At 65.3% G+C, this 16,550-nt stretch carries 16 protein-coding genes; 6 read left to right on the top strand and 10 right to left on the bottom strand.

Annotated elements, in window-relative coordinates; genetic code table 11:
- Positions 1 to 20: 20 nt before the first annotated feature.
- The 5 genes from DT069_RS11095 to DT069_RS11075 form a co-directional block, all read right to left on the bottom strand.
- Positions 21 to 488, bottom strand: a complete 468-nt coding sequence (locus DT069_RS11095) for a putative pterin-binding protein (protein WP_425450157.1) — start codon at positions 486 to 488, stop codon at positions 21 to 23.
- A 252-nt stretch (positions 489 to 740) separates the two neighbouring features.
- Positions 741 to 2,246 carry a tripartite tricarboxylate transporter permease gene (locus tag DT069_RS11090; RefSeq protein WP_119460370.1) on the bottom strand — a complete coding sequence of 502 codons (1,506 nt, stop codon included), beginning with the start codon at positions 2,244 to 2,246 and terminating at the stop codon, positions 741 to 743.
- 17 nt (positions 2,247 to 2,263) lie between these two features.
- Positions 2,264 to 2,719 (bottom strand): tripartite tricarboxylate transporter TctB family protein, encoded by a 456-nt coding sequence (locus tag DT069_RS11085; protein ID WP_119460369.1) that lies wholly within the window; start codon positions 2,717 to 2,719, stop codon positions 2,264 to 2,266.
- A 396-nt stretch (positions 2,720 to 3,115) separates the two neighbouring features.
- On the bottom strand, positions 3,116 to 4,090 hold the full coding sequence (locus DT069_RS11080; RefSeq protein ID WP_119460368.1) for a tripartite tricarboxylate transporter substrate binding protein BugD: 975 nt from the start codon (positions 4,088 to 4,090) through the stop codon (positions 3,116 to 3,118).
- A gap of 209 nt (positions 4,091 to 4,299) precedes the next feature.
- Positions 4,300 to 6,744, bottom strand: a complete 2,445-nt coding sequence (locus DT069_RS11075; RefSeq protein WP_119460453.1) for a cation:proton antiporter — start codon at positions 6,742 to 6,744, stop codon at positions 4,300 to 4,302.
- Between the two features lie 402 nt (positions 6,745 to 7,146).
- Between DT069_RS11075 and DT069_RS11070 the strand changes: the two genes are divergently transcribed.
- The 4 genes from DT069_RS11070 (at position 7,147) to DT069_RS11055 (ending at position 10,918) form a co-directional block, all read left to right on the top strand.
- Positions 7,147 to 7,587: a response regulator gene (locus DT069_RS11070; protein WP_119460367.1), complete on the top strand. Its 441-nt coding sequence runs from the start codon at positions 7,147 to 7,149 to the stop codon at positions 7,585 to 7,587.
- Positions 7,588 to 7,882: 295 nt separating this feature from the next.
- On the top strand, positions 7,883 to 8,329 hold the full coding sequence (locus DT069_RS11065) for a (2Fe-2S)-binding protein (RefSeq protein WP_119460366.1): 447 nt from the start codon (positions 7,883 to 7,885) through the stop codon (positions 8,327 to 8,329).
- Between the two features lie 23 nt (positions 8,330 to 8,352).
- Positions 8,353 to 10,509 (top strand): xanthine dehydrogenase family protein molybdopterin-binding subunit, encoded by a 2,157-nt coding sequence (locus tag DT069_RS11060; RefSeq protein WP_162913128.1) that lies wholly within the window; start codon positions 8,353 to 8,355, stop codon positions 10,507 to 10,509.
- A 10-nt stretch (positions 10,510 to 10,519) separates the two neighbouring features.
- Positions 10,520 to 10,918, top strand: coding sequence for a DUF427 domain-containing protein (locus DT069_RS11055; RefSeq protein ID WP_119460364.1), 399 nt, complete (start codon positions 10,520 to 10,522; stop codon positions 10,916 to 10,918).
- Positions 10,919 to 11,035: 117 nt separating this feature from the next.
- On the opposite strand, the gene DT069_RS11050 is transcribed toward DT069_RS11055, so the two are convergent.
- From DT069_RS11050 to DT069_RS11040, 3 genes are all read right to left on the bottom strand, one after another.
- The gene (locus DT069_RS11050; RefSeq protein WP_119460363.1) at positions 11,036 to 11,275 is read right to left on the bottom strand and encodes a DUF1127 domain-containing protein; all 240 of its coding nucleotides are present in this window, start codon (positions 11,273 to 11,275) and stop codon (positions 11,036 to 11,038) included.
- A 211-nt stretch (positions 11,276 to 11,486) separates the two neighbouring features.
- A complete protein-coding gene (locus DT069_RS11045; RefSeq protein WP_425450156.1) occupies positions 11,487 to 12,284 on the bottom strand; it encodes a division plane positioning ATPase MipZ in 798 nt (265 codons plus the stop codon).
- Between the two features lie 287 nt (positions 12,285 to 12,571).
- Positions 12,572 to 13,210 (bottom strand): hypothetical protein, encoded by a 639-nt coding sequence (locus DT069_RS11040; protein WP_119460361.1) that lies wholly within the window; start codon positions 13,208 to 13,210, stop codon positions 12,572 to 12,574.
- 307 nt (positions 13,211 to 13,517) lie between these two features.
- Here DT069_RS11040 and DT069_RS11035 point away from each other — a divergent pair, with 307 nt between their 5' ends.
- Entirely contained in the window at positions 13,518 to 13,739 is a 222-nt protein-coding gene (locus tag DT069_RS11035; RefSeq protein ID WP_162913127.1) for a hypothetical protein, read from the top strand.
- Positions 13,740 to 13,785: 46 nt separating this feature from the next.
- Complete coding sequence (locus DT069_RS11030) at positions 13,786 to 13,986, top strand: hypothetical protein (RefSeq protein ID WP_119460359.1); 201 nt, start codon at positions 13,786 to 13,788, stop codon at positions 13,984 to 13,986.
- On the opposite strand, the gene DT069_RS11025 is transcribed toward DT069_RS11030, so the two are convergent.
- Both DT069_RS11025 and DT069_RS11020 read right to left on the bottom strand, forming a co-directional pair.
- The gene (locus DT069_RS11025) at positions 13,946 to 15,085 is read right to left on the bottom strand and encodes an NAD(P)/FAD-dependent oxidoreductase (protein WP_119460358.1); all 1,140 of its coding nucleotides are present in this window, start codon (positions 15,083 to 15,085) and stop codon (positions 13,946 to 13,948) included. The two genes, DT069_RS11030 and DT069_RS11025, sit on opposite strands and share 41 nt — an antisense overlap.
- Positions 15,082 to 16,485: an MATE family efflux transporter gene (locus tag DT069_RS11020; RefSeq protein WP_119460357.1), complete on the bottom strand. Its 1,404-nt coding sequence runs from the start codon at positions 16,483 to 16,485 to the stop codon at positions 15,082 to 15,084. The genes DT069_RS11025 and DT069_RS11020 overlap by 4 nt, the downstream gene beginning before the upstream one ends.
- Between the last annotated feature and the right edge of the window lie 65 nt (positions 16,486 to 16,550).

The following is a 16,550-nucleotide window of genomic DNA, read 5'->3' as shown; positions in this document are numbered from 1 at the left end:
AAGCACCCGGCGAGAGGGCGTCATTGAACCACCAGCGCCTTGAGCTGCCAGACCATCTTCGGCGGCGCTGAGCTCGCGATTTCCGGATGCTCGTCGAGCGGGTAGGCAATCCAGAGCGGGCCCTTGTCCCGAATTCTCATATGCTGCCCGTTCAGCTTCAGCGCGATGATGACGTCGTAATCGTGGAAATCGGCCATTGGAATGGGCGCCTTGTAGTCGTTCAGGGCGACCGCCTGCACGACCGCGCCTTCCGCGCCGACAAGCCGCATGACGTCGCGGGCCAGCGGGCCGATGAACTCGACCGCGCTGTCGGTCCAGGGCGTCTGGGTGATGATCCTGTGGCTCGGCAGCGCCTCCAGCATGGCAAGATCGAAGCGCGCGGCACCCGGCGCGTTCGCGTGCTCGATATTGCCGGAAACGGTCAGCACGACATCCCCCTTCGGCGCAGGCAAAAATTCGGCGGCCGCCGCAAGAGCGCTGAACGCCACTCCGAAGATCAGAGTGAGGCAGGAAAGACCGAATTTTTGCGGCCTCGGACGGGAGATGCCAGTTGCATTATTGTGGCCTGTGCAGTCCGTCCGGCGCGGAAACGCAGATCTCTGGTTCGACTCAGACATATCCCCACCCCTAAGAACGATCCCGCACCAAGGTACAGCGTCTTCTACGGTAAGCGAAAGACGGTTGCAGGGGGCGCCGATCAGCCTGGACGCGCCTCGCATCTGAGCATTCCTGGCGCTCCGTCAGTCTTCCTCCTGGAAGACCTCTTCGCGTTTCCTACGCACTGAGGGGAGAATCGCGATCACGACGGCGATGGCGGCCGCGAGCAGCAGGCCCGCGCTGATCGGGCGCTCGATGAAGACCATGGGGTCGCCCCGGGAAATGATCATCGCCCGGCGCAGATGTTCCTCGAGTAACGGACCCAGGACGAATCCGAGCAGGAGAGGGGCGGGCTCGCAGTCGAGCTTCACCAGGACATAGCCGATGATGCCCAGCACCGCGATGGCATAGACGTCGAACGCGTTCAGATGGATGCTGAAGGTTCCGATGCTGGCGAAGGCGATGATGGCAGGGAACAGGACGCGGTAGGGGATGGTGAGCATCCTCACCCACAGACCGATCAGCGGCAGGTTCAGGAGCACGAGAAACAGATTGCCGAGCCACATCGACACGATGATGCCCCAGAACAGCTCAGGCTCGTCGGTGACGACGTTCGGGCCGGGCGTGATGCCTTGGATGATGAAGGCGCCGATGATCAACGCCATTACCGGATGCGCCGGAATGCCGAGCGTGAGCAGGGGGATGAAGGAGGTCTGGGCGCCGGCATTGTTGGCTGATTCCGGCCCGGCGACGCCTTCGATCGCACCTGTCCCGAACTTCTCCGGCTCCTTCGATACCTTCTTCTCCAGGGAATAGGAGGCAAAAGCGGCAAGGACGTGGCCGCCCCCCGGTAGAATGCCGAGCACCGAACCGACCGCGGTTCCGCGGAGGACGGGTGCGATGATCCGCTTGAAATCATCCTTGCTCAGCCACAGGCCGCTCACATGCTTGACGGCAACGGTTCGTATCGTTTCGTGCTCGAGGTTGCGCAGGATCTCGGCGACGCCGAAGACGCCGACCGCAAGCGAGACAAAGCTGATTCCGCTATAGAGTTCGAACTGGCCGAAGGTGAAACGCGGCGTGCCGGTATAGATGTCCTGCCCGACCAGGCCGAGCAGAAGCCCGAGCACGATCATGGCAAGCGCCTTGACGACCGAGCCGTGGGCAAGCGCAATGGATGCGAGCAGCCCCAGGACCAGAAGCGAGAAATATTCGGGCGATCCGAACTGCAAGGCCACTCTGGCCAAGGGCGGGGCGAACAGTGCCAGGATCAGGGTCGTGACGGTGCCGGCGAAGAACGAACCGAGCGCGGCGGTCGCGAGAGCGGGACCGGCGCGACCTTGTCGCGCCATCTTATAACCGTCGATCGCCGTCACGGCGGATGAGGATTCGCCCGGAAGGTTGATCAGGATCGCGGTGGTCGAGCCGCCATACTGCGCGCCGTAATAGATGCCGGCGAGCATGATCAGCGCCGACACCGGCTCGAAATTGAAGGTGATCGGCAACAGCAGGCCGATCGTCGCCGTCGGCCCGATTCCGGGCAGGACACCGACGAGCGTGCCGAGCAGAACGCCGATGAAGCAATAGAGGATATTGTCGGGGCTGAGCGCCGTTTCGAAGCCGAGGCCGAGATTGGCGAAAAGTTCCATTCTAGCGCGGTCCTGTCTTAGAAATCGAGCCAGGGGCCGAGCAGGCGCAGCGGCAGGCCCAGCCCATAGACGAAGATCAGCACGCAGACCAGGGTGAGGCCGATGGTGAGCGCTATCGCGCCGAGGACCCCGGTGTGCCGGCTGGCGAACGCGCTCATGAAGACCGTGATCATCAGCGAGGGCACCAGGCCCAGCCCCTGCACGGTGAAGCCGAAGATGAACAGGGCGCCGACGAGCAGCACCAAGGCCAGCCACGGCGTCGGGCCGATCGGGCTCTCCTCGGTTTGGAAGAAGCCCTGGACAAGGATCACCACGCCGAGAACGGTCAGGATCCCGGAAAGGAAGAGCGGGAAGTAACCCGGCCCCATGCGCAGGGCCGAGCCGATATCATAACCCAGCGAGGCATAGCCGAAGGCAAGCCCGAAGGCGATGAAGACGAGCCCGGCGAGGAGGTCCTTAAGAGCGCCTAACATAACCCGTCCACGGTCTGCGTTGGGCTGCGCCCGGCGCGGGCCGTCGTCCGGCGGCCGTGGGGCGGCGTCGGCCGGCGCTCGCGATGCGCCAGCATCGCGTCGCACCGCCCTCCTAGCCCACGGCCGCCGGACGACGGCGCAGACCGTGGACGGGTTATGTTAGGCGCTCTAAGGGATTTCCGGGTGTCCATGGTGCATCCGAGACCTAGACCCTGGCAGGTGATCACGTAAATACGGGAAATCGCAGATTCCCCGCTATCGAGCGATCAGCTGCTCGGAACTAAAGCAATGGACCAACTTTCCACGAAAGCCGGTGGCGGCGCGAGCGGCATGTTCCGGTGACGAAGCGGGACGACCGCAAGGGCCATCCCGCTCGTCTCATCAGAGTGCGTCGGATCAGTCGGCGTAGACACCGGCTTCCTGAATGATCGGCCGCCAGAGCTCGATCTGTGACGCGAGCTTCTCCGTATGACCCTCAGGCGTGGCCTGGTCCTGCGGGACGGGAGTGGTGCCGAGCTCGGCGAACTGTTCGACCACGTTTTCGTCCTTCAGCGCCGTCTGCAATGCCGCGGTCAGCTTCTCGATGATGGGCTCGGGCGTGCCTGCAGGCGCGTAGAGGCCGTGCCAGACGCCGATCTGGAACTCGCCGAGGCCGGCTTCGGCCGTCGTCGGCAGGTCGGGGAGGCTCTCGAGGCGTTCGCCGGTCGTCACGGCATAGGCCTTGACCTCGCCCGCCTGGATCTGACCCGTCGTGTTCGTCGTCTGGTCGCACATGAAGTCGACTTGGCCGCCGAGCAGGTCCGTCAGCGCCGGGCCCGTACCCTGATAGGGCACGGTGGTGAGCTGCGTGTCGATCGCATCCATGAAGAGCATGCCGCACAGATGGGAGGCCGCGCCGATCCCGGCGTTGGCATAGGTGACGGTGTCCTGGTTCGCCTTGACGTAGTCAATGAGCTCTTGAAGCGTCTCCGGCTCGAAGTCCTTGCGCGCGATGATCGTCATCGGCACCTCGGTCACGAGGCCGATCGTCTCGAAGTCCTCGAGCGGATTGTAAGGCAGATTGCGATACAGCGTCGGGGCCGTGGACATGCCGATGTGGTGGATCAGGATCGTGTAGCCGTCCGGCGCTGCGTTGGCGACCTGCGTCGCCGCCAGCGTGCCGCCGGCACCCGAGATGTTCTGCACGACGATCTGCTCGCCGAGCTCGCGGCTCATCGGCTCGGCGATAAGGCGGGTTACCGTGTCGGTCGGGCCGCCGGCCGAGAACGGCACGACCAGCGTGATCGGACCGTCAGGGTAATCCTCCTGCGCGGCGGCGGGAACGGCAAGAGCCACGAGCGCCGTGGCGGCGAGGCAAGCAAGAAGACGCATTCAACATTCCTCCCTGATGAAGACGCAGAAGCCATGGCTCCTGTCCAGCCCTTATCCGTTTCTTCGGATTGGACTGGAATTTCATAGAAGCTTTGGCCCAAGCCGCCCCCGTGTTCAAGAAAAGATTTCATGCCGGACGAGGATTTATTGGCCGTGGCGGGCCGGTCGCGAGGCTTCGGGTCGACCGACGCACACCATGGTGGACGCTCTTAACGAAGATCCTGATTCATCTTCGCTCGGGCCTCCGCGACGCGGTCGATCTCCTTCTTGGCAGTCGGGTTGGTATCGAGGAACCGTCGAAAATCGCCTTCGTCGAGCACGAGTAGGTGGCAGTAGGTCAGGGCCACCACATCCGCCTGCCGGCGCCTTCGGCTTAAAAGCGCCATCTCACCGAAGAAATCGCCGCGGCCGAGACGGATCCGGTTGGTCGGCAGGATTACCTCGACGGCGCCTGAGGAGACGAAGAACACGCGATCGCCACGCTCGCCGGTCCGGATGATCATTTCCCCTGGTACTGCCAAGCGCGGCCGGAACAGGCGGCACAAGGTCCGGAGCTGCCTCTCGTCGAGGCCGCGAAAGAAATCGAACTGCCGGATCAGGTCCTCGGTTTTCAGCCCGAGATCGAGCGGCGGCCGCTGCTCGGCCTGCCGACGCTCCGCCTCGACGCTGCGCCGCAGATGATCGAACAGCTCGCGGCCGACCAGCCCTTCCTCGTGCAGGTCCTGATAGGCCTCGAGCTCCTGCCGCAGCGCCGACTGCTTGAGGAAGCGGCCTTCCAGGGCCTCAGCGTGCGCGGGGTATTGCAGGCGCAGCGCGTCGAGCGCCCGCGAGGTTGCATCAAGCCGGTTGCTCAGCATCTCGCCCAGAATCTCGGCCATGCGCCTGCCGAGCATCGGGCGAAGGCGATGTTCGTTGAACTGCTTCAGCGCCTCGAGCACCAGCCGGCGGACCAGCAGCACCTCGAACCGGTCGGCCAGCTCGCGGACCAGCAGCCCATCGATCCCGAGGTTCCGGTGCAGGAAATGCGCGAACCGGAAGGCGCGCGAATAGGCGACGACGCTGCGTGCCGCGCGGTTGTAGCCGATCCGGCCCGCCGACCGCGCGCCGTCGAGAATCCGGGAGGTCTCCTCGAGGAGCCGTTCGACAATTCGCGGCGACACGGTCCGTTGCCCATGGTGGTCGAGCACCAGCTCCAATTCGCGGTTGGCCAGCGCGATCAGCCCGATCGTGAGACGGTCCCGGTCCGAGATCGCCTCTTCAAGCGACTGACCGGCGGTTGCCTTCTCGATCCGCTCCTCATAGGGTCGGGTCACCGACCGCGCGACGGTCGGCGCGATCTCATAGGCCCGTGCGGTGTCCTGAACGGCATCTCTCACATCGGCGAGCGAGAGCGCCAGGACCTGTCGGTGGAGCGCCTGATTCACCGGCGACAACCCGTCGAGCTTGAGCAGCCGGATGACCGGGCGCAGCGTCAGGCCGTTGACGAACAGGGTGAACAGAACGAAACCGGTCGCGAGCACTGCGACGACTTGCTTCACCTCCGGATCGAGAACCCGGCTTTCGGTCACGGCGAGCGCCAGGGCCAGCGTGACCGCGCCGCGCAGCCCGCCCCAGGTGATCACCAGCTTATAGGCGTGGCTTACCTTCTGGGTCAGCTTGACGGCGCTCAACATCGGCAGCAGCACGAAGAGGACCAGGACGCGCGCGGCGAGCGCGGCGAGCACCATGATCAGGATCAGGCCGAGATCGTACAGGCTGACATTCCAGAGCAGCCGGGGCACCAGGATCGATGCGAGAATGAAGACCAGCGAGCCGGCCCAGAACGCGAGCTGCTCCCAAAACGCCTCGAGATAGGTCCGGTTTTCCGGGGACAGGCGCGCACGCACCGTCGCGCTCAACGCAAGTCCGGAGGTCACGACCGCGATCACGCCGGAAACGTTCAGCAGATGCTCGCCCAGAATGTACATCAGATAGGGCAGCGCCAGGGTCAGGGTAACCTCCGCCGACCGTAGCCCTCTCAGCCACGGCAGCAGCATGGCGATCAGCCGCGCTCCGGCGAGCCCGAGGACGATCCCGCCGCCGAACGCCGCGACGAACCGCCAGGCACCGTCGACCAGATCGGGCTCCTGTCCCGACAGGAGCATGCCCAGCAGGATCGTGAACAGCACGATGGCGGCTGCGTCGTTGAGCAGGCTCTCGCCCTCGATCAGGCGGGTTAATCGCCCCGGTGCGCCCAGATCGCGGAAGATCGCGATGACGGCGGACGGGTCCGTCGTTGCGACGATCGAGCTGACGAGCAGCGCGACCAGCAGAGGAACGCCGCCGATCATCGACAGGCTGTAGCCGATCACGATCGTGGCGACGAAGACCGCGACGACCGCCAGCAGGAGAAGCGGCGCGGCGTCGCGGACCATCTCCCGCACGTCGATCGTCAAGGCCGCCTGGAACAGCAGAAGCGGCAGAAAGATGACGAGGAAGGTCGACGAGGTGAAAGGCAGTTTGACGATCGGCTCGGCTACCTCGTTGAAGGCGTCCGTCATCGTTGTGTAGAGCAGGAACGATGCGCCGGCGCCGATTGCCACACCGACCAGCGCGAGCAGGACCGTGGGAGGCAGACGCAGCTGGACGGCCAAGGGCTGGATGAGGCTGATCATTGCCGAAAGGCTTGCAATGATCAGGACAACACCGGCGACGTCGAACAAGGGCTAAGAGGACCTGCGGCTTGGGTTGGGTGGACCGAATGGGATTTGGTGGTGTTTCATCAGCCTGTTGCGGTCAACCGCGTGACGGATGAAACGCAGTCGAGATTACCATGGGCGCGCGTTGCATTGTAGAGGTGCGGTCACAACCGGCTATCGCCGTTGGCCCGGCCATCTCGGAGTCGAAGGGGCCGCCGTCGCATTTTTGACTTCGAGACTGTTGGGCAGCAGGGACGGGCGCCTCCATGACGAGGTGTGTCGGAATGAAGCGATTATCAGCGTTTTTATCAAGCATGCTGTGGTTATTTACGGATTATTTATCGTTAGCGGTTAAATTGCTTCGGGAGGGGGTGTGCCATGTCTTACCCAGACCGGAAATCAACGCTTATCCTCGGCGTGGATGATAATCCTACGAATCTTAAGGTCTTGCGCGTCATCCTCGAAACCGCAGGATATAGCTTCGTGGCGGCCGAAAGCGGCTTTGCTTGTCTGGACCTGCTCTGGCGGGTTCAGCCGAAAATCATCCTCCTGGATGTGAAGATGCCGGGCTTGAACGGTATCGAGACCTGCCGGCGCATTCATGCCCAGTTGCCGCATATCACGGCGCCCATCCTGTTCCTGACGGCGTCCAACACGTCCGAAGACCTTTCCGCCGCGCTGGACGCCGGGGGCGACGACTTTATCCTGAAACCTTTCGCACGGGAAAAGCTGCTCGACCGTATCACCGCCTGGAGCCGCAAGGGGCGGAGCACCGTCGCGAAGGCAGCGGTGGTGCCGGCCGAGCACCCACTTTCTTAGAAAGTCCGCGCCGGCTTGACATCGAGAGATCGCGCCGCCCCCGCGCCGGGGGTCTTTCGCCGATTCCAAGCGCCCAAGCCCCCAAGCCCCAAGCCCAAGAGCGCCGAAGCATGCTCCGAACGGCCGTGACGCGGCATGCCGACGGCAAGATCCTGTAACAGGATTTTAAGTATACGGCGCGAGTCGATCGGTTATCCTGCCCCTATCCGTGACACATGTCCGAGGCCCGTCGATATTGCAGTCGACCGGAGCCGGCATAGAACATCCTTCCTATTCAGAGGCGAGGAGGAAAATCATGATCAGTCTTACCGTCAACGGGACCCGGCAGGATCTCGACATCGAGCCCGAGACGCCGCTGCTGTGGGTCCTGCGGGACGAGATCGGCCTGAGCGGGACCAAGTTCGGCTGCGGCGCCGGCCTCTGCGGCGCCTGCACCGTGCATGTCGACGGCGTGGCGACGCGCGCCTGCATCACCCCCGTCGAGGCCGTCGCCGGGAGCGAGGTGACGACGATCGAGGGGCTGTCGTCCGATCTCGGCCGCAAGGTCCAGCAGGCGTGGCTTGCGCAGCAGGTGCCGCAGTGCGGCTACTGCCAGCCCGGGATGATCATGGCCGCCACCGCCCTCCTGGCCGAAAGCCCGCGACCGAGCGATGCCGATATCGACGCCGCGATGACGAATCTCTGCCGCTGCGGGACCTATGCCCGGATTCGCCGGGCGATCCACGCCGCGGCCGAAGCCTGAGAAGGAGCCGAGCGATGATCGACATGATGAAAACGTCCCGCCGCTCCTTTCTAAAATCCGCGACCGTCGTCGGCGGCGCGCTCCTGCTCGAGTTCGCCCTGCCGACGCTGGGGCCGGCACTGGGCGGGCCGGCTGGGCGGGCGCAGGCCGCCGCCGCGACGACGGGGATCAACAGCTTCATCCGGATCGAGCCTGACGGCGCGGTGACGATGACCGTCGGCCAAGCCGAGATGGGGCAGGGCGTCTATTCGGGCTTCGCGCAGATCCTCGCCGATGAGCTCGGTGCTGAGTGGTCGCGCGTCTCGGTGGTGAGCGCCGCGCCGCATCCCGACCACAACAATCCCTGGCTCGACATGCAGATGACCGGCGGCAGCATGTCGATCCGCGCGCATTACGACGTTTTGCGCAAAGCGGCGGCCACCGCGCGGGAAATGCTGGTGCATGCGGCCGCGGAGGCGTGGGGGATATCGCCGGACGGGCTCTCGACCGAGGCCGGATTCGTCGTCGATGCGGCGGGCGATCGCCGCTTCGGCTTCGGAGAGATCGCGGCGGCCGCGGCCCGCATGGCGCCGCCAGCGGAGCCCCGGCTCAAAGACCCGGCGGACTTCACGCTCATCGGGCGGCGCATCGATCGTCCGGACCTGCCGGCCAAGGTCGAAGGCCGCGCCGTCTTCGGCGTCGACGTTACCGTTCCGGGCATGGCATATGCCGCCGTTCGCAATGCGCCCGTCAAGGGCGCCGCCGTCGGATCCGTCGATCGCGCCTCGATCGACGGCATGCCGGGCGTGATCGATGTCGTCGAGGTGCCGGGCGGCATCGCCGTCGTCGCCGACCGCTGGTGGCGCGCCAAGCAGGCCGTCGACGCCCTCGCCGTCACTTTCGCCGAAACTCCGCATGACGGTGCAACGACGGCCGCCTTGATGGACAGCCTACGGGCCGCGTTCGAGGCGTCCGACGCCGCCTTGGCGGAGGAGGATGGCGATGCCGAGGCCGCGCTCGCTGATGCGACGACCTTCGTGGAAGCCGACTATGACGCGCCGCTCCTGGCCCATGCGACGATGGAGCCGATGAACTGCACGGCGAGCGTCGGAAACGGCTCCTGCGAGGTCTGGGCGCCCAACCAGTCGCCTGTCTCTGTAACCGCCGCGGCGGCCGAGGTGGCCGGCCTCGAGCCGTCGCAGGTGACCGTCCATACGACCTTTCTCGGTGGCGGTTTCGGCCGGCGGTTCGAGCCCGACTTCGTCGCCCAGGCGGTCGCGGCTTCGAAAGCGGTCGGCCGGCCCGTCAAGCTGATCTGGACCCGCGAGGAGGACATCCAGCATGACTTCTACCGGCCGGCGGCCGTAGCGCGATTCCGCGCCGGTCTCGATGCCGACGGCAATATCCTCGCCTGGACGACGCGGATTTCCGCTCCGTCGGTGATGCAGCACGTCTTCCCGGGCGCCATCGAGAACGGCGTCGATCCCAGCAACGTCGAAGGAGCGGTCGAGCTGCGCTACGCTTTCCCGGCCCGGCGTGTCGACTATGTAATGGGCAAGACGCATCTCGATATCGGCTTCTGGCGTTCGGTCGGGCATTCGCATAACGGCTTCTTCACCGAAGGCTTCCTGGACGAGGTTGCCGCCGCGGCGCAGGCCGACCCCTACCAGTTCCGCCGCCGGCTCCTGGCGCATGATGCCAGGGCCCTGAAGGTGCTCGACGCCGCGGCGGAGAAAGGCGATTGGGGTGCGCCCCTGCCGCAGGGCCGTGGCCGCGGCATCGCCTTCCATGAGAGTTTCGGCAGCCTCGTGGCGCAGGTCGCCGAAGTCTCCATAGAGGACGGCGATGTGCGGGTGCATAGGGTCGCCTGCGCTATCGACTGCGGAATGGCGGTCAATCCGGACAGCATCGAGGCGCAGATGGAGAGCGCCATCGTTTACGGCCTGACGGCCGCGCTCCGCGGCGAGATCACGCTGGAGGAGGGCAAGGTGCAGCAGAGCAACTTCCACGATTACGAACTGCTGCGCATGGACGAAATGCCCGTGGTCGAGACCGTCATCATCGAGGGCGGACCGCCGATCGGCGGGATCGGCGAGCCGGGTACGCCGCCGATCGCGGCGGCGGTTGCGAACGCGATCTTCGCGGTGACGGGCACGCGGATCCGCTCATTGCCGATCCGCAAACAGAATCTGGAGGTCTGAGAGGCAATTCATGCTCAACGAGTCCAGCGACAACAAGGCTCCGGGATTCAAGAAGCATCCCGGTTATCGGGTCGACCTGCTGCGCGAGGGCAAGCGCGTGCGCGTCCTCTTCAACGGCGTCGCGGTCGCGGACAGCGCCGATGTCCTGACGGTGAAGGAGACCGGCCATGCGCCGGTCTTCTATTTCCCGCGCGAGGATGTCCGAATGGATCTGCTGACGCCGACAAGCCACCGGACGCACTGCCCCTTCAAGGGCGATGCGTCCTACTGGACGCTCACCGCAGATGGGAAGACGAGCGAAAACGCGGTCTGGAGCTATCTCGCGCCCTATGACGAGACGGCCGGAGTACGTGACCGGCTGGCGTTCTACATCCACAAGATGGACGAGATCGTCGTCGAACCGTCCTGAGCAGTGCCGCCTAGTACTTGGTCGCACAAATTCGCGAAACGCTCCGTTTCTCGAATTTGCGTGTGAATCAGGTACTTAGAGTTAAACTCACGTACCAACTTTCTACGAAAGGTGGTACTAGGGCATCCAGAAGGGCTTGGCGGCCTCGTTCTCGACATCCGCGCGGGACAATCCGATGTCCTTGAGCATCGCGTCGCTGAGATAAAGGAGCGCCCGGCGTTGCCGGCGGCGATCCTCCCACCGGAGGAGCGTTCGGATCGTCGGGTCGATCCATTTCGACGGGGCGCTCCAGAGCGGATCCGTGCCCTTGGTCGCGTCCGGCCGAGGGATATCCGGTTGCGGTCTTGCGGGGCGCATGGCGGTCACGGTCTGTCATCCTCTTCCGGCATTTCCAGTCGAGGAGGACGTTACGCGCCGCCGGGGTGGGGATCTTCCCGAAGCTTGCGAACGAATCCATTTTAGAGCCTGATCCGATCACATCGAACTGATGTGATCGGTGAATCAGTCTCTAATTATTTGAATGAGAGTACGATCCGATCAGGATGGGTCAACCTGATCGGATCGTACTCTAAAGTGACACTTCGGCGCGTTCCGACAGACCGATCGCGTCGAGCAGCGCCAGGACCTCCTGACGGGCGGCGGCGTGGCTCACGCTGAACGGCGCGCCGGAGCGCTCGGCCCGCAGGTCGAGCAGCGTCAATCCCTTGTGGAACAGCTCGCGGAAGATCACGCGCTCGCCGAAGCCGGGCGCGACGCGGAAGCCGAGCCGCTTCGCCAGCTGGTCCAGCAGGCGGGCGATGTCACGCTTGTTATGGGCGTCGACATGGCCGAGGCGGTTGCGCATCACCACCCAGTCGATCGGCGGGCGGCCGCTCAACGCGCGCCGCTGGCGCTGCTCCCAGACCATTTGGCTGTAGACGCTGGGCGCCAGCACCTTGCGACCTTCCCGGTCGATGCGGGCGAGAAGGTCGATATCGAGAAAGCTGTCATTGAGCGGCGTGATCAGCGTATCGGCATTGGTGTGGCCGACGCGGGAGAGGTGAGAATCGCTGCCGGGCGTGTCGACGACGATGAAGTCGCGATCGCCCAGCTCGGCCAGCGCCGTCCGCAGCTTCGTCTCCTCCTCGGCTTCCGCCTCGGCGCGCGCGGCGGCCTCGGAGCGGAAGACGCGGCGGTGCTCGGGCAGCGGCAGAGGCAGTCCGGTCTCCTCGACCAGGCTGCGCCGATTGTCGATATAGCGTGAGAACGTACCCTGCCGTGCGTCCAGATCGAGCGTGCCCACCCTGTAGCCGTTCTTCATCAGGGCGACAGCCAAATGCATGGCCGTGGTCGATTTTCCCGAGCCGCCCTTCTCGTTGCCGAGCACGATGACATGGGGGCGCGATCGTCTGATGCTGAAGCGGGTGGAGGCTGCCTCGGGGCCGCGGTCAGCATTTCGGTCGGGTGTTATGTTGGTAAACAGAAGCCCCCCCTGGCCAGTCTGTGCCGGCCGTCAATACAGAATGGCGATCGTGCTCAAACTCAAATAATTAGAGACCGATTCACCGATCACATCGTTTCTATGTGATCGGGTCGGGCTCCAAGAAGAACGATTGCGACGGCCGCGCCAAGTCCGCGCATTCGATCCAAGAAACTATTGCCTAATCCCCAGAGCTAAAACAAGATCTCCCAATCACGATCTTCCTGCTCTGCGAAGGCTTCTTCCAGGGATTTTTCGGTTCTCACCGCGTGATGCTCGCCGTTTATTACAGATTTACGGCGTCCGGCTGACTCTGTCCGTACATCGTGGTGTAAGCCGTTCTGGGAGGATGCGTCCGGTTGCGTCATCTCCGGCATTGCGGCGGTTGCTCTCTCCCATCCCTTCAACGCGGCGGTCCGCCGGGCGAGGACCTCCGTCGCGCCCCAGCCGAAGATCTCCTCGCCATCGGCGGTCTTATGAATGGCGCCCCACTGATTCCGCTTTGCGGATCGGATCACGAAGACGATATTCTCTCCCGGAATGCCGGCGTCGAGCGACGTGGTGTAGGCGGGCGCTTCGCAATCCAGCACGTCGCACACGCTCTGCCACGAGAAACCCTCGTCCAGCATGATCTTCGCGATGGCCGGAAAGTCCCCCAGCGCATGCCACTTCGCCGGCAGCCGCGTCGTTGCCGGGAAATCCTCCATGCTGCCACCGGCTTCGCCGAGCTTGAAGGCGAGTTGAACGTCGAGTGTCCTGCTTCCCTTTTGCGCCGATTCGAGCGCGCCGATGAGATCGTCGGCGGTGTTCGGCAGTCGGTCTTCGTTCTTCATGCCCTATCCCTGTTGTCGTTCTGACTTCGACAGTATAGAGCCCGACCGTCCATCAGTCATGAGCGTAGAAAATGGTATCGCGGGCGCACCGGTGCATCGGCTCGGCAAGCCTTTCCACCGATTCCATTGCGCCGAGTCGGAGCAACATATGAGGGCGTTCGACTGTTGGCCGTGATGCAACCAATTCCTTGCTGGCCTGATCCAGATTAAGGCGCCGCCGCGCCGAAGAACGCTACGCTTCCTCTTCGCATCCGCAGAGATGCGCAAAAATGCGCTGTGAGGGGAGTGCTGGGATGAGGAGTTGGAGATGATCGTCGCAGATGCCGTCTTCTTTACCTACCGGGACGCCCTGCGGCGCGGTGGTCCCGAATATCTCGCCTTCGAGCGGGCCGTCACCGTCTACCGGGAGCGTTTCCATGAGGCGTCCCAGGCGGAAGCGAACTTCGCCGTGTCGAAGATCCTCGCCGAGGCGGCAACCGGCGGCTCACGGGCTTTCTGGATCGCCGAAGGCGAAGCGCCGGCCGCATGACGGCGATGCTCCGCCCGCCTCCAAGCTATATCCCGGGAATAGAGTGATGAAACGACCATACGCGACCGCCGGCGTCGAGCCCTCCGTCGAGGAGATCATTTCCGACCCGGTGATGCAGTTCATCCTGCGCCGCGACCGCCTGACCCTGGCGGAGGTCTGGGCGGCGATTGACCGGGCACGGGGAGCCCTTGCGTCGCGCCGCCGGATCAGCGCCGCAAACGGTCGGGCGCCAGGTCGGTGGCCGTGACGCCGCCGGCGGTGATATCCGCCGGCAGCGTGTTCGTCGCCACCAGGGCGGCAGTCGCGCGCCCGAGCGCCTCGGCCATCATAATGCCGTAGCCGCCCTGTCCGGCCAGCCAGTAGAAGCCCTCCGCGGTGGGGTCGCGGCCGACAACCGGCGCGTCGTCGGCGACGAAGCTGCGAAGCCCGGCCCATTTATGGGCGATGCGGCGCACCTCGAGATGCGTCGCGCGTTCCAGCCAGTCGGCGACGATCGCGACATCCAATTCCTCCGGCTGCACATCTCCGGGCGGAACCGGCGTCGCGTCGCCGGGCGAGGCCATCAGCGCGTCCGCCTCCGGCTTGAAATAGCTGTCCTCGCCCGCCTCGTCGACGGCCGGCCAGGCGCGCGGGCTGACGCCCGGCGGCAGATCGACGACGACCGCGGTGCGCCGCTTCGGGACCAGCCCGATCGGCGCCAGGCCGGCCAGCCGGCCGATCACGTCCGCCCAGGCGCCGGCGGCGTTGATCAGAACAGGTGCAGCGAAGGCCCCGCCGCTGGCGGTCGCGACCTGCCAGGCGCCGCCGCGCCGCTCGATCGCCGTCACCGCGGCCCCGCAGACGAGCGTTCCGCCGCGCGCCGCCAGCCCTTTCAGGAATCCCTGATGGATCGCGTTGACGTCCATGTCCATGACGTCCGGCTCATAGGCGGCGAAGGCGATCCGTTCGCGCCGCAGGATCGGAACCATTTCGACCGCCTGATCGGGTGTGATTTCGCGGATCTCGTTCCCGTCACCGCCGAGCGCGAGCAGTTGGTCGATCGCGGCGCGATGCTCCGCGGTGGCGATCGTGAGCGAGCCGCGGGGCGTCAGAAGCGGATGCTCGGCAAAACCCGGCGGCGGGTCGAGCAGGAAGGGCAGGCTGGCGGCATTGAGCGCGCGGACGACCCGGTTCCCGAAGTTTCGGGTGTAGAGGGCCGCCGACCGCCCGGTGCTGTGATAGCCGGGTCCGGCCTCGCCTTCGAGGAGGAAGACGCGGCCATGCCGCGCCAGCTCGTAGGCAGCGGAGGCGCCGGAAACGCCGGCTCCGATGACCAGGAAATCGCCCAGGAAATCGTCACATGTCATAAAGCTCGGATCTCCTGCTTGCTAAGGAAGTGGAAGCGCAGCGCGAGCAGCACCATCGCCACGATCAGTCCGACGCAGAGACTCCACAGCAGCCCCGGCACGCCGTAGCCGGCCGCGACGCCGAGGCCATAGGCGAGGGGGATCGCCAGCCCCCAGAATGCCAAGCCATAGATCGCCGTCGGCAGGATCACGTCGCCGGCGCCGCGCATCGCGCCCATTAATACGCCCTGGGCGCCGTCGGCGATGACGAGCCAGGCGACGATGCCGAGCGCCGGGATCGCGATCGCCTGCACCGCGATATCATCCGTATAGATCGCCGCGATCGCGCCGCTGGTCAGATTGAGGATCACGGCAACCGCAAGCATGAGCAGGATCGCCAGCCCGACCCCGGTCCAGCCGGCGCGCGCCAGCCCGACCCGGTCCCGCCGGCCGATGGCGTTGGCGACCCGCACCGCCGTCGCCGTCGACAGGCCGATGGACAGCATGTAGACGAGGGCCGTCGTGTTGAAGGCGATCTGAAATCCGGCCAGCGGCGCCGTGCCCATCCAGCCGGCGAAGGTCGTGCTGGCGGCGAAGGCCGTGGTCTCGAGCCCGATAGCGGCCGCAAGCGGGATGCCCAGAAGCAGCAGCGTCCGAAGCATCCGCCAATGGCCGGCGAGCGGCACGTGGACGCCGAACCGCGCCGCGTCCCGCATGGTCAGAACATAGCCGACCAGCGCGGCCACCATCAGCCAGCGGGTGATCGACGTGGCGAGCGCGGCGCCGGCGGCGCCCATTGCAGGGGCCCCGAGATGCCCGAAGATGAAGATCCAGTTGAGTCCGGCATTGACCAGATTCGCGCCCAGCGACACCACCATGCCGGCGCGCGGCCGGCTGATGCCTTCGAGGAAGGCGGAGGTGGCGATGAATATCAGGATGGCAGGCATGCCAAGGGCGAAGTAGCGCAGCACCGCGCCGCCGCCGGCGGCGATGTCGGGCGTTTGGCCGATCAGCAGCAGGATGCCCTCGCCCCAGAGCAGCGCGACTGCGTAGAAGAGGCCAAGGCCGAGGGCGAGGATCAGCGCCAGACGCCAGATCCGCCCGCACCGCTCCGTCTCGCCGGCGCCGTCGGCCTGCGCCGACAGGACCACGGTGCCGACCAGAAGGCCGATGCCGATCGTCTGCATCACGAGCTGCGGCGCCAAGCCGATGCCGTAATAGGCGAGCTCCTGCGCCCCGGCCCGGCCGGTCATCACCGTGTCGACGGTCACCATGATCACGAGTCCGGCCCGCGCGAACATCACCGGCACCGCGAGGACGAGGGTGCGGCGGATATGCTGCCCGATGGTGAGGGGGAAGCCGGCTTGCGCCAGCGGCGCGCCCTGAACGCTCGTCGTGGCGCGCGTCGTGTTCATCGTCATGGCGGCGGCGACATTAGAGCCTCTCCCGTGACCCGTCCATGGCCTGCATCGCGGGTCAAGCCGGC

It is taken from the genome of Virgifigura deserti, assembly GCA_003576685.1.
Lineage (GTDB): Bacteria > Pseudomonadota > Alphaproteobacteria > Dongiales > Dongiaceae > Virgifigura > Virgifigura deserti.
This window is presented reverse-complemented; position numbering and strand designations above follow the sequence as displayed.

What these genes read in the sequence shown, in the direction of transcription:
- DT069_RS11090 (WP_119460370.1), bottom strand. Translation starts at nt 2,246, where the DNA reads ATGGAACTTTTCGCCAATCTCGGCCTCGGCTTCGAAACGGCGCTCAGC.
- DT069_RS11085 (WP_119460369.1), bottom strand. Translation starts at nt 2,719, where the DNA reads ATGTTAGGCGCTCTTAAGGACCTCCTCGCCGGGCTCGTCTTCATCGCC.
- DT069_RS11080 (WP_119460368.1), bottom strand. Translation starts at nt 4,090, where the DNA reads ATGCGTCTTCTTGCTTGCCTCGCCGCCACGGCGCTCGTGGCTCTTGCC.
- DT069_RS11075 (WP_119460453.1), bottom strand. Translation starts at nt 6,744, where the DNA reads ATGATCAGCCTCATCCAGCCCTTGGCCGTCCAGCTGCGTCTGCCTCCC.
- DT069_RS11070 (WP_119460367.1), top strand. Translation starts at nt 7,147, where the DNA reads ATGTCTTACCCAGACCGGAAATCAACGCTTATCCTCGGCGTGGATGAT.
- DT069_RS11065 (WP_119460366.1), top strand. Translation starts at nt 7,883, where the DNA reads ATGATCAGTCTTACCGTCAACGGGACCCGGCAGGATCTCGACATCGAG.
- DT069_RS11060 (WP_162913128.1), top strand. Translation starts at nt 8,353, where the DNA reads ATGATGAAAACGTCCCGCCGCTCCTTTCTAAAATCCGCGACCGTCGTC.
- DT069_RS11055 (WP_119460364.1), top strand. Translation starts at nt 10,520, where the DNA reads ATGCTCAACGAGTCCAGCGACAACAAGGCTCCGGGATTCAAGAAGCAT.
- DT069_RS11050 (WP_119460363.1), bottom strand. Translation starts at nt 11,275, where the DNA reads ATGCGCCCCGCAAGACCGCAACCGGATATCCCTCGGCCGGACGCGACC.
- DT069_RS11040 (WP_119460361.1), bottom strand. Translation starts at nt 13,210, where the DNA reads ATGAAGAACGAAGACCGACTGCCGAACACCGCCGACGATCTCATCGGC.
- DT069_RS11035 (WP_162913127.1), top strand. Translation starts at nt 13,518, where the DNA reads ATGATCGTCGCAGATGCCGTCTTCTTTACCTACCGGGACGCCCTGCGG.
- DT069_RS11030 (WP_119460359.1), top strand. Translation starts at nt 13,786, where the DNA reads ATGAAACGACCATACGCGACCGCCGGCGTCGAGCCCTCCGTCGAGGAG.
- DT069_RS11025 (WP_119460358.1), bottom strand. Translation starts at nt 15,085, where the DNA reads ATGACATGTGACGATTTCCTGGGCGATTTCCTGGTCATCGGAGCCGGC.
- DT069_RS11020 (WP_119460357.1), bottom strand. Translation starts at nt 16,485, where the DNA reads ATGACGATGAACACGACGCGCGCCACGACGAGCGTTCAGGGCGCGCCG.